10 protein-coding genes and 1 pseudogene are annotated in these 12149 nt (G+C 55.8%); 4 read left to right on the top strand and 7 right to left on the bottom strand.

Annotation, left to right across the window (positions count from 1 at the left end):
* Window positions 1-139 precede the first annotated feature (139 nt).
* From BSL82_RS15485 to BSL82_RS15455, 7 genes and pseudogenes are all read right to left on the bottom strand, one after another.
* Window positions 140-472: a carboxymuconolactone decarboxylase family protein gene (locus tag BSL82_RS15485; protein ID WP_072598174.1), complete on the bottom strand. Its 333-nt coding sequence runs from the start codon at window positions 470-472 to the stop codon at window positions 140-142.
* Between the two features lie 122 nt (window positions 473-594).
* Window positions 595-915 (bottom strand): annotated as a pseudogene (locus tag BSL82_RS15480) (PLP-dependent transferase); the annotation flags it as partial.
* A 23-nt stretch (window positions 916-938) separates the two neighbouring features.
* A complete protein-coding gene (locus BSL82_RS15475) occupies window positions 939-1961 on the bottom strand; it encodes an IS1595 family transposase (protein WP_048575010.1) in 1023 nt (340 codons plus the stop codon).
* 97 nt (window positions 1962-2058) lie between these two features.
* A complete protein-coding gene (locus BSL82_RS15470; RefSeq protein WP_072598172.1) occupies window positions 2059-2958 on the bottom strand; it encodes a trans-sulfuration enzyme family protein in 900 nt (299 codons plus the stop codon).
* A gap of 61 nt (window positions 2959-3019) precedes the next feature.
* A complete protein-coding gene (locus tag BSL82_RS15465) occupies window positions 3020-4333 on the bottom strand; it encodes an LLM class flavin-dependent oxidoreductase (protein ID WP_083579249.1) in 1314 nt (437 codons plus the stop codon).
* A 23-nt stretch (window positions 4334-4356) separates the two neighbouring features.
* Window positions 4357-5700 (bottom strand): MFS transporter, encoded by a 1344-nt coding sequence (locus tag BSL82_RS15460; RefSeq protein WP_158010939.1) that lies wholly within the window; start codon window positions 5698-5700, stop codon window positions 4357-4359.
* Between the two features lie 76 nt (window positions 5701-5776).
* Window positions 5777-7936 carry a TonB-dependent receptor gene (locus BSL82_RS15455; RefSeq protein ID WP_162274410.1) on the bottom strand — a complete coding sequence of 720 codons (2160 nt, stop codon included), beginning with the start codon at window positions 7934-7936 and terminating at the stop codon, window positions 5777-5779.
* Window positions 7937-8316: 380 nt separating this feature from the next.
* On the opposite strand from BSL82_RS15455, the gene BSL82_RS20615 reads away from it, so the two are divergent.
* The 4 genes from BSL82_RS20615 (at window position 8317) to BSL82_RS15440 (ending at window position 12124) form a co-directional block, all read left to right on the top strand.
* On the top strand, window positions 8317-8457 hold the full coding sequence (locus tag BSL82_RS20615) for a hypothetical protein (protein ID WP_158010936.1): 141 nt from the start codon (window positions 8317-8319) through the stop codon (window positions 8455-8457).
* 796 nt (window positions 8458-9253) lie between these two features.
* On the top strand, window positions 9254-10177 hold the full coding sequence (gene kce / locus BSL82_RS15450) for a 3,5-dioxohexanoate:acetyl-CoA acetone transferase (RefSeq protein WP_072598169.1): 924 nt from the start codon (window positions 9254-9256) through the stop codon (window positions 10175-10177).
* 65 nt (window positions 10178-10242) lie between these two features.
* Complete coding sequence (locus BSL82_RS15445) at window positions 10243-11280, top strand: SMP-30/gluconolactonase/LRE family protein (protein ID WP_072598168.1); 1038 nt, start codon at window positions 10243-10245, stop codon at window positions 11278-11280.
* Between the two features lie 67 nt (window positions 11281-11347).
* On the top strand, window positions 11348-12124 hold the full coding sequence (locus tag BSL82_RS15440; protein WP_072598167.1) for an enoyl-CoA hydratase-related protein: 777 nt from the start codon (window positions 11348-11350) through the stop codon (window positions 12122-12124).
* Window positions 12125-12149: the final 25 nt, after the last annotated feature.

Genomic DNA, 12149 nt, shown 5'->3' with positions numbered 1-12149 from the left:
TGCTCATTGTTGGCCCCAGTCTTGAACAAACGACCTCGACAGCGCGCGCATCACCTTGTGGAGGTTGTCACCAGCGCCAAGAAACCGGCAGCGCCGTGAATCATATCTCCATTCGCCAGCCAAGGCAGAATATCCGATATCAATCTTCCCTATCGTAGAACTTAATGGCCATGCCCCCGTGAGCCCCTGCCGCGCCAGCACAGAGCGCCGAGGAGATCATAATCGCCTCACTGAGCTCTTCTTTGCTTACGTCAATCTTCTTGGCATCCTTGACGTGAGCCTCAATGCAGTACACGCACCCTGTCGCATGCGCTACGGCAATAGCAATAAGCTCTCTATACTTCCGAGGTATTGCACCATCTTCAATGCCTACCACCCGCATAAGCCCCACGAACGCCTGGAACTCCTTCGGAGCAGCTTTAGCCATCTGGCTCCGATAAGCCGCGTCTTCCTTATCGTAATAGTGTGACATGCCATTCCTTTCTCGATTATAATAGAACTGAATACGTGACCCTTCGATGGTCTCAGTTCCGAGTTAAAGACAAAACTTTAGCCAAATCAGTATAGCCGTAGCGCTGGCGATCATCCGTTCTACTAGGCGCCAATCGCACTCAAGCCGGCCGATAAATCTCTTCGGAGATCCTCCACGTTTTCCAAGCCAGCAAAAAGCCTTATGAGCGGCGCGCCCGCCCACAATCGTTTCGTCCGCTTGATGGCGCCGATCATAACCATACTGTCGACTCCGCCCCATGAACCACCAATACGGAAAAGCCTTAGACTCTCGCAAAAGATCTTTGCCCTCAGCATATCTTGAGCGGCGTCTCCGACGGACTTCAATTCAATCGAAAACAGGCCGCAACTACCGGTAAAGTCTTTGCGCCATTGCTCGTGAGATCCAAAGGATGGCAATCCGGGATGAAGAACACGTGCCTATCCGCTTAAGGCATACACCCACTAGATATGGTATGGTGGGTCCATTGGCCTGAGTAGAGTTCGGCAAAGGTCGGCGCCTCGATATCACTGGCGATCCCGAGGAGGGATCGGAAGGCGTTGAACGGGTAGAAGCGGCGATTGAAGCGGAAAGTGAACTCGTTGAGGTAGGCTTGCAGATGCTTGGTGCTGACGCCGTGGTGGATGCCGTTGAGCCACGCTTTGAGGTTTGAGAACACCAGATGGACGATGGGCAGGAACTCTTCGGACACCTCCGGGTCGCCACACTGGGCGATGGCGTGATGGTCGTAACCGCCGCCCTGCAACCCGCTATAGCCGCTCCAATCATCGGTGATGACCAGCGTTCCCGGCTCGACCGCGCTCTGTACAAAGCCACCAAGGGCACCGGCACTGCGGTCTGCACCGATGGCCAATCGAACCCTTCCGGCATAGCGTCCGTTCCGGCGGCGGTCCTGGCCAGTGCCAGGCTCCCGGTGACGAACTTCGACGGCGGCGACCACCAGCGTTTTGTGGTGGGTTCCCCGGCCTTCGCCGCGCGTTCGCCCGCCGATCCAGGTCTCATCGACCTCGACATGCTGACCGCTCTGCCCGCCGATCCGATCCTGATCGGGGCGCACCATCGCGGCGCGCAGTTTATGGAGCAGGCCAAAGGCCGTCTCGTACCGGGTCAGGCCAAGCTGGCGCTGCAACTGGACGGCAGATATGCCGGTCGTCTGACTCGCAACCAGGTAAGCGGCCCAGAACCACACGCTGAGCGGGATGTGGCTTCGTTCCATGGCCGTGCCGACCATCAGGCCGGTCTGACGGCGACACGAGCGGCACATCAGGATGACAGGCCGAGTGGTGAAACGAAACGGATCGCCGACGACGCCACAGCGTGGGCACGCAAATCCATCAGGCCAGCGAGCTTTTTCAAGCCAGGACGCGCAAGCGCCATCATCCGGGAAAAGCCGCTGGAACTCGGGGAGGGATTTCGGGAACGGCAGCTTGTCGCGGTCAAGAACGTCCACAATCCCCACCCTTTACAACCGCTTTGGGTGGCACCAAGCCGCAGGAAAAGTCAGGCGCGCGCCACAAGGCAGCCACTAGATGTAGTGGGTGTATGCGTCAAGCGGATAGGCACGGAAGAACATTCGCGACTTCCTCCTGGCTTTCGAGCCAATGAGCAAGGAGCATCCCGGTAGCTTCGTGCTGCTTAAGGCGAACTGCCGCGGTCCTGACGCCACGCAATACCAGATAGGCGTCTTGACTGGTGACAGATGGACTCGTCCGCTGAATGTAGCGCCATAACGGATCCCAATGCTGCGTTCGAACGACAATTGCGCCCATCACGAGGTCGGAATGTCCGTTCCAGAATTTTGTAAGAGGTAGTATGGAAATGTCGACGCCCCAATCGAACGGCTTTCCAAAAAACGGGGATCCCCAAGCATTGTCAGCCGCTACCAAAATATTATTTTGGCGCGCAATTGCAGAAATTGCCGGAACGTCGATAACATCGAATGTCATCGTTCCCGGGCTCTCCAGGTATATCATCCTGGTAGACGACCGGAATCTTTCAGATAGACTATCGGCATCAATAAGCGGGTCGAAGAATTCTACCTCTATTCCAAAACGGGTCAGCTCTTCTTCGGCAAATATCCGTGCGGGACCGTATACGGAGTCAGATATCAGAACATGGTCGCCGCTAGAAAGAAATGAAAGAAATACTGCTATTATTGCATGTTTACCAGATGGCACGAGGGCGGTGCGGCAATCATGCCCTCTGCCCTCCACCTCGCTAATCACTTGAGCTAGCTGGGCGGTTGTTGGAGTGCCCGCAGTTCCGTACGCGTATCGGTCAGGTTCTCCGGATACGACCGATTTTACGGCTTCTTCGTACAGATCAATATTCTCAAAGAATATTGTCGATGCATGATAGACGGGCGGGAGAGCTGTCAAAGGCTCTTGTCTTGAACGCGTCGACACAATGACTTGGGTAGCGTCATCGAAATGATCGTCATGTCTCATTGCGAACCAACTCTCTCACGCTTTTCCATCCTGATTACTCAGCAATGTCGTTGAAAGGACATCAAGATGCTTTTGGATATCCCATCACGTCCCTGAGAGTGCCGTCGCTGTACTCACGGCGAAAAAGTCCGCGCCGCTGGAGCTCAGGAACAACTTCTTGTGTGAACGAATCGAGGTCTATCGGCACGACCGGGAGACCGACCATGAAGCCGTCACAAGCACCGTCCCGGTACCAGTCCTCCATCTCGTCAGCGATATCCGTAGCCGTCCCGGCGAAGATCGGCAGGCCGAGGCCGGGAATCAGGCGCTGATAGGCTTGACGGACAGTTACTGCGTCTGCGCGCACATATTCGTTCACCAATTTACGAGGTGACCCGGCACCGATAACGTCAGCCTCCAACAGCGGCATTGGCTTATCGAGGTCCTCTACGGTAAACGGATGCTTCACGGAGTGAACCAGGTGCTGGATTCCAACTGCCGGCGGAATGAGCTCTGAAAGACCTGCGATTCTAGCCTCCGCATTTTTCTTTGAGCTGCCGTGATAAGGCGTCATTCCCGGCAGAAACTTGATTTCCTTGGGATCGCGGCCGAAACGCCGGGCGCGCTCTAGGATGTCGGCCCGCAGTTCCTTACTGGCGGCCTTCGTACGCACTGCCGCAAAGATGGCGTCTGCATATCGAGCCGCGAGGTCCCGTCCCCCTTCGGACTGACCAGCATGCACCAGCAACGGCCGCCCCTGTGGGGGCGTCATGATGTTGAGGGGACCGCGAACCTGGTAGAAACGACCCTTGTGATTTAGTGAACTCACTTTTTCGGGATCGGCGTAGACACCGGTAGCCTTGTCCTCCGGGAACGCATTCTCCTTCCAACCGCTCCACAACCCCACACAAACATCGACGAATTCGTGCGCGCGCTCATAACGAAGTTCCTTTTCCTCGTGTGCGTCGCGATTGAAATTCAGCGCATCATCTTCGTAGGAGCCCGTGACGATGTTCCAGCCAGCCCGCCCGCCGGTGAGATGGTCCAGCGAGGCAAATCGACGCGCAACAAAATAGGGTTGATCGAAAGAGGTAACGGCGGTCGCCACGAAACCAATCCGACTTGTATGCTGTGAAAGTGCGCTGAACAGCGTCAGCGGCTCGAAGACGGACGGTCGTCCGTCCACGCGAAGGGCCTTGTAAATCTCGGGTTGATCAAGATCACGCACTCCATTCCCATCGGCGAGAAAGACGGCGTCCAGCTTAGCTGCTTCGGCCTTCTGTGCGAACTCGATGTACTGTTCGAGGTTCATCATAGTGTCAGTCCACGCGGATGGATGGCGCCATCCGGCGAGGTGAAACCCCGTATTAGTGAGCACGGCGAACAGATTCATCATAACAGCTTCCTTTCGCACAATTGCTAGCGGGCGTGGGTATCCAGCGGAATGCCAGCGGTTTCTATACGTATCGTGGATGCCGCGAATGCTACGGCGACGAGCAGGACGGCTATCGTCCCTGTAACTGCGTAGCCGATGCCGATGGGCGTCAACGCAACAACGACCAAAGGCAGAACAACATTACACACCCGGAAGGTTGAGGTGGCAACTCCCAGACAGGCGCCTCGAATACGAGTTGGGAATATCTCGCTGGTGTAGAGGAAGCCCACCGTGCCGAGGTAGGTGAGAATTGCAAGCAGGAAAAAACCGGCGCCCATTCCTAAAGCCGAGGAATAGTTTATCAACGAGATAAAAGAAGCCGCCGAACAGAAGCCGAGGATAGACGAAATTATTATCATCTTTCGCCTGCCGACGCGGTCGCCGATCAACCCACCTGCAATGCCTGCCAATAGTGTTCCGCTCACTATTACAAGGTTGTAAATCAGACTGTTGGACAGATCGATCTGTGCAGCAAGGAGTATGGTCGGCAGCCATTGCATGAATAAATATGTGCCCGCATTGGCAGCGATCAGGATCAGGCAAGCTACGACGAGCCTCTTCGCGTATTTAAAGCGTGGTGGATTGGAATCGTCCACGATGGCTGGTGGGGCAAGCACCGTTTGCCGATCACTTGATATCACACCCCGCTTATCGCCTTCGAACTTCGTTACAATGGCATCGGCCTCAGCATCACGGCCCTTCCCGGCTAACCAGCGCGGCGACTCCGGCATTGCGCGACTTAATATGAGGAGAAGCAAACACGATATGCCGGGTATCGCGAACATCCAGCGCCAGCTGTACGTTGGCAAGAGCAGGTACGCGGCGACAGCGGACGCAAACAGACCGGCCTGACCAACCAGGCTTGACCAGAAGGTCCACGATGCACGCGCCGTGGCGGGGGTGACTTCAACCAGGAGCAATGTTGCCGGAACCGGCATCGAGCCCATGCCAAGACCGCAGACAAATCGAAGCGCGATCAGCGCCGCCATGGAAAAAGGCAGGATTGCCGACAGCAGCGAGGAGACTGCTACGAGCGATAAGGCCCATAGAAGCGTGGTCTTACGCCCCACCCGGTCGACGAAGGCCGCTGCCGCTATGTTTCCGACGAGCATGCCGAGGGCAGTTACCGATATGAAAGCGGCGTTGAGGCCGGCACTCGAAGCCCCTGAATGCAGCCAAAGGCCCAAAAGTACTCCGGCCATGGATAGGTCGAAGAAATCCCAGAACAACGCAAATCGTACAAAAAGTGTCCATTTGAGGAGGTAGCGTCCGGGCGCCACGCGGTCCAGACGCTCCCCGATAGACAAGGATTCAGTTATCGCTGTCAACGACTCGACGCCTCTGCACAGTGGTTCAAGCGAAACATGCCAGGCAATACCAATCCGATCTCAGAAAAACTCGGGATCAGAACCGGACCTCAAAATTTACTCCGTAGGTTCTTGGGTCGGCAGCAGAGCCCGTCGATGCGAGATTAACCGCACTCATGTTATAGTAATAGAACTTGTTGGTCAAGTTTCTACCCCATATGGAGATTTTATACATGTCATTTATTTGCCAAGCTATCTGGGCGTTTACCAGACTAAGCTCAGGCACGAACAGATATTCATCAAATTCTTGGTAGCTTTTCGAAGAATACGTATAGTTCAAATTAAAGTCGATCTCACCGTCGCCCACCGGCACCGTGTAGTTAACGGCAGCGTTAGCGGTAAAGCTTGGCGCACGTATCATATGGTTGCCCGACGCATCGATATTGGCCGTACTGTTGCCTCCAGTGGGGAGAGGCACAGCGGCAGGTGCTCCCGGAAATGACGTGAACCGAGCGTGCAGCCACTCGGCCGATCCGGACAACCGTAACCTGGAGGTCGGGGCAACCTCGAAATCGACATCAATGCCATAGATCTCGGCCCGAGCAGCGTTTCGCAGGGAAATGGAGCCGGCAAGCGCGAACGAACCTAGCTGGATGTCCTGAAACCCGTAACGAAAAGCGGCGACATTCAATCGGACCTTTCGATCCAAGAAGGTTGTCTTGAGGCCCGCCTCATATGCGTCAACTATTTCCGGCCTGACCGGCGCGCCCGTCAGGCTGAGAATATTATAGACACCGCTCTTGAAGCCTCGGTTATAGCTGAGATAGCCGAGCACATCGTCAGCGAAGTCGTGCTCCAGGGCCACTCTCCAGGTTGGCTTCTTGAAACTTGTCTTTTGGTCGGGCACTGGCGTCGTTGTGACAACGCCCGCCAGACTGGCCGACAGAAAATACCCGTCCAGTTTACGCTTTTCCCAGGTATAGCGCCCGCCTACCGTCAGGCGGGTGCGAGGAAACAGCTCCTTTGTCACCTGAGCGTAGACGGCTTGAGAGGCTGCTCGCTGCCTGCCATGCAAGCCGGAATATTGCAGTGTCGGAAATCCGATCCCCCGATTCGTGAACGTCTGGTTTCCGTCATAGGAGAACAGGTATACACCCGCCGTCCACTGCAAGGTTGACGGCGTTCCGCCGGAAAACTGAAATTCCTGGCTATACTGGTCTTCACGAGCATCAGCGATAGACGTCTGGCGAGGAACGGCCGTGTAGTCATTATCGAGCACAAAGGTGTAGTGGGTTCCTCTCCAGGCCGAAATACTGAGGAAATCAGCAAAAGAGAATTCGTGCTCGACCTTCAGACTGACGCCCCCGCTTCTCGACGTGATCCCGACATCGGTATCTAGATCGACGTCGTACTTTCCTCCTGTGAAAAATCCCGCAAGAGCTGGCTTGAGACCGGGAAGCGGCTGTAGCGCCAGGCCCACAGATGTGTCGAGGTAGGCGTAATCCCCCACGAGTGTTACTCGCGTCGATGAGGAGGGCTCCCACTTGATCTTGCCGCGGGTATTGAATTTATCCGTGAGGTTTACATCATTGCCGGTAGCGATGTTTTCCCCCCAACCCTCACCTTGGTTCCAATACGACGCCGACAGGTTAGCAGCCAAAGTATCTGTTAACGGCAAGTTCCCGTAGCCGCTGAGCGTGACAGTATCGTAATTGGCGTAGCCTGCCTTCAAGGCAAGCTCGGGGTCGTCCGAAGGGTCCGCCGTGATTATCTGAATCAGGCCACCGGATGCATTTCGACCAAAAAGCGTGCCCTGGGGTCCCTTTAGCACCTCAATTCGTTCAACACTTTCAAGATCGGTAACCGCGGAAGCCTTGGTCGCGTAATAGACACCATCGACGTAGACCGCGACGGAGTTTTCAGTCCCAGGACCATTCGCAGACGTGCCTACTCCCCGCAAGAAGGGCGAACCCAGGCCAACACCGCGGCCATAGGTGAGTCCCGGCGTTATCCGGGCGAGGTCGACAGTGCTGGTGATCCCTGCCGCTTCCAGCTCAGTCTCACTAAACGCCTGAACGGCGATCGGAACTTTCTGGAGGTTCTCATTCCGTCGTTGCGCGGTGACGACAATGTCCTCCACCCCGCCACCGACGGCAGATGACGCATCCCCGTCTGCGGAGAGCTGCGTATCTCCACCGCCCGGGCGAACCTCTTGCGCAGCAGCAGCCGACGCGAATGCCAACGCAACCAGCGACACGCCAACTCCATGGAACCTACTCAGCATTTCGATTCTCCTCACGCCTGGAAAGTTTCTGCCGTTGAGGCTTATTGCGATGGTCGCTCCTAACCCCTCGATGTTGAGGTTACGCCTAATGATCATTGAGTCAATATAAAACTTGGGCCTTGTTTGTGGCAGGTGGAGCCGACCCTCAGCCGCCACCGGGGGCAGTCCAGACTGGACGCGGCCCGCCGATGCCGGAGCAATGCGCGAATGCTGCGATTCGGTTTCCGCCCCAACTACCTGACAGATAAACATGGCGTGGACCTCTGTTGACCATAGGATCACTATAATCTTGTCCTGCCTGGGTGTTTGCGCCTTTGGTCGCGAACCGAAAGGGCCGTAGGTCCCGCGACCGCTTGGGGACGGTTGCGATCGCCGAGTGTGGCCTCGACATCCCGCGGGAAAAGCCAGACGTCAATGGTGGCGCTACCGCGATCGGCGCATCGGGCGCGCGGATAGCGGTTGCGCTTGTCGCCGCCCCTAACGGCGTGGACTGAATGCAGGATAGCAGAGGTTTGCATAGGTGGCGGCGAAGCGATGGCGATCGCCGTCGAGCCCTTTCAGAAAGAACAACCGTGATGGACATCAAGGGAGTCATCTCGATTGTTACGGGGGCGGATGGTGCTGGATTCCCTGGCGTGCCAAGTGTCTCACCCCGGTCGGCCAGGTCGCCCCGAGGAATATGCGCACCCCGTGGATGCGATCATCGCTAATCCCGCGCTCAACGGCGAGGCAATTCCGTCTCGACGGGGCGATCCGCATAGGACGTCTTTGAAGACCCGCCGATCAACCAGCATGCGGCATTTAGTGATCATGCGATCATCTATAATTTCTCCCCGTCTTCCAGTTTCTATCGCTTGTGATTCGGAGCGGTCGCTTCCACTGAACGGTTCCTCACCGGACGCGAACGTGAGTTTTTATTGCCTCTCTTTGCCTCAACACAGGCTTGTGGCACCCACCCGTCAACCATCCATCCAACCTGCAGGACAGTGCCTGGCAATTGCTGTATTGACTATTCGATCACTAGTGGTAACTTAGAAGTGAAAGCTCGGAAGGCAAGATTCAATGAGTCTCCGCCGCAATCAGAATCCAGTGAAGTTCGCGACGCGTGGAGACATGGAAATGCCAACCAGACACTATGCTGCACGGTTCTCGCTGTCCGATCTGCGATCAATCCCACCCGTCCTTTGTCGACCAGAGAGCCGAGTGCCTTCTTGGTCCGATGGACGGCACCAGCAGCGCCCGTAATCCCGAAAACGCCATTAATCGCGTGAAAAACACGAAGGATCCCGTATGAGCAAAGTCATAATCACATGCGCAGTTACCGGCTCCGTCCATACGCCGAGCATGTCACCCTATTTGCCGATCACGCCTGACGAAATTGTTGCCGATGCCGTTGCCGCGGCGGAGGCCGGTGCTGCAATGATACATCTTCATGCTCGCGATCCAAAAACCGGCAAACCGACCCCTTCCCCAGAAATATTTGGTCAGTTCCTTTCAAGGATAAAGCAGCAGACAGATGCAATAATTAATATTACAACTGGCGGAGCTCTAGGAATGTCGATGGAAGACAGACTTGCTGCGCCTCTTCATTATAGGCCAGAAGTTGTATCCATGAATATGGGATCATTCAACTTCAACATATCTCACGCTGGAAGTAAAGTTACTGAATGGAAGTACGACTGGGAGCAGCCATATCTAGAGGCAACTAAAAACATCATCGTATCAAATACGTTTACTCAAATAGAAAATGCCATTAGCTTGCTTAACGAACACGATACAAGGTTCGAATATGAGGTGTATGATATCAGTCATCTCCATACACTGGCCTACTTTGCAGATAAGGGACTCATAAAGCCTCCGTTCTTCATTCAGGGCATTTTCGGAATTTTGGGAGCTTTGGCCGCGGATCCGCAGCACGTCATGTACCTCAAGGCGACAGCCGACCGCCTCTTCGGGAAAGACTGTCTGTTCTCGGCGATTGGCGCCGGACGCCACCAGCTTCCAATAATTACGCTAAGCGCGATTCTGGGCGGCAGCGTTCGAGTGGGTCTCGAAGACAGCCTCTATTCTGGTCCGAAAACGCTGGCAACCAAGAGTGCGGACCAGGTGAGTAAAATCAGGACGATCGTCGAGACCCTCGGACTCGAGATCGCCTCGCCTACGGAAGCTCGTGAGATGCTGCAAAGCAAGGGCGCCGATAAGGTCAACTTCTGAGTTATTCGGAAGATCGAAGATTTCACCACTGTCAAAAGAATCATACAGAAGTACGGAGAACAGGATTGACGATAATTCGTCAGGCGAAAGGATCAAACCCCCTTGTCGGATGGCAACTTGATCCTGCCTCGGTCACGCGCGTGGGCAAGGGGCTTCAACGCCCGGAATGTATTTTGGCGGAACGCGACGGCAGCCTGTGGGTCGCCGATGCACGTGGCGGTGTGACCTGGATCAAGCCCGATGGAAGTCAGGCGCTGGTCACTCAAACTGCCGATAAACGTTTCGATCTTGTAGAGAACGCCAAGGAAAGCCTTTTGGTCGGCACATTGCCAAACGGTTTAGCCTTCGCGGAGAATGGGGACATTCTGATCGCGAACTTCGGAACTGACAGACTTGAGGTAATGACGCGGGCGGGCAAGACGGATGTATTGCTGGATACCCTCGACGGTATGCCCATCGGAAAGGTGAACTTCGTATTGCGGGATCGCAAAGGCCGATTGTGGGTGACGGTGTCGACCCGCGCGCCGATGTGGGACAGCGCACTCAACTCGAAGACGGCCGACGGGTACATCATACTCATTGATGATCGCGGTCCTCGCATCGTGGCTGACGGGTTCCATTTCACGAACGAAATCCGCCTGGACCGAGAAGAGCAGTGGCTTTACGTCGCGGAGACCACCGCCAAGCGCGTGTCGCGCCTTCGGGTTCATGAGGACGGCTCCCTTTCCAATCGCGAAGTGTACGGGCCCTCTTCCCTGGGTGACGGTCTGGTCGATGGCATCGCGTTTGACGAATATGGCAACCTGTGGGCCACAATGGTGTTCGCAGATCGCCTCGTAGCGATAACGCCCGAGGGAGACCTGCTTAATCTCTCGGATGATGGCGACCGCGAAGCGACGAGGCGTTTCGAGGATGCTTTCGCCAGCGGCAATGTTGTTGATTTTGACGTTATAAAGGCGACGGGCGGCCCCCTCTGCACCTGGACCGCTTCGATTACTTTTGGCGGAAAAGACCTGAAAACGGCCTATCTTGGCGGGTTGTGGAATGACTCCATTCCTTCCTTCCGCTCACCGGTTGCAGGTTTGCCCATGGTTCATTGGTAAAGACCGCTCGATCACTTTGCCTCCTCGAGAACAACCGTGATCCCGCTGCTAGCCGAAAGTTCATATAATGCTTTTTGAAACGCTCCTTGTCGAACAACGCGGTCCCGTCACTCTTTTGACGCTGAACAGGCCGCATGTGCTCAACGCACTGAACGATCAAGTCTTGCGTGACCTCAGCGCAGCATTTGCGGCCTACAGTGCGGACGATTCCCAGCGCTGCGCCGTTCTGACCGGAAGCGCGAGGGCATTCGCCGCAGGAGCCGATATCAAGGAAGTGGCCACCAAGGCCGCGTCCGAGCTCTTTCTGCAGGATTTCTTTTCGGACTGGCAGGCCCATATTGCTGCTGTGCGCAAGCCATGGATTGCGGCAGTGGCGGGCTATGCGCTTGGCGGAGGCTGCGAGCTGGCGATGATGGCGGATTTCATTATCGCAGCCGATACCGCCCAATTCGGACAACCCGAGATCAAGCTCGGTGTTGCGCCGAGCATGGGAGGGTCTCAGCGACTCACTCGCGCCGTCGGCAAGGCCAAGGCCATGGAGATGTGCCTCACCGGAAGGATGATGAATGCAAGGGAAGCCGAGAGCGCGAACCTCGTCGCGCGGGTCGTGCCGGAGAGCGAACTCCTGGCTGACGCCTTGTCGACAGCGGCTACCATAGCGGCAATGCCGCCCATGGCCGCAATGATCAACAAGGAGATGGTCAAGCTGGCTTTTGAGACCAACCTTTCAACCGCCCTCATCACGGAACGTCGCCTTTTTCAGATTCTGGCTGCTACCGAAGATCGAAGGGAAGGCATGGCGGCCTTCATTGAAAAGCGTGCCGGGGTCTGGAAGGGTCGCTGATGGTGGCTGACCAGATTTCGAGATC

It is taken from the genome of Tardibacter chloracetimidivorans, from assembly GCF_001890385.1.
Classification (GTDB): domain Bacteria; phylum Pseudomonadota; class Alphaproteobacteria; order Sphingomonadales; family Sphingomonadaceae; genus Tardibacter; species Tardibacter chloracetimidivorans.
The sequence above is the reverse complement of the archived record's forward strand: the minus strand, read 5'-3'. Positions and strand labels throughout refer to the sequence as shown.

Bases quoted from the DNA above. Each gene is read 5' to 3' on its own strand.
- BSL82_RS15440 (WP_072598167.1), top strand. From the start codon at position 11,348: ATGCTTTTTGAAACGCTCCTTGTCGAACAACGCGGTCCCGTCACTCTT.
- BSL82_RS15465 (WP_083579249.1), bottom strand. From the start codon at position 4,333: ATGATGAATCTGTTCGCCGTGCTCACTAATACGGGGTTTCACCTCGCC.
- BSL82_RS15470 (WP_072598172.1), bottom strand. From the start codon at position 2,958: ATGAGACATGACGATCATTTCGATGACGCTACCCAAGTCATTGTGTCG.
- kce (WP_072598169.1), top strand. From the start codon at position 9,254: ATGAGCAAAGTCATAATCACATGCGCAGTTACCGGCTCCGTCCATACG.
- BSL82_RS15485 (WP_072598174.1), bottom strand. From the start codon at position 472: ATGTCACACTATTACGATAAGGAAGACGCGGCTTATCGGAGCCAGATG.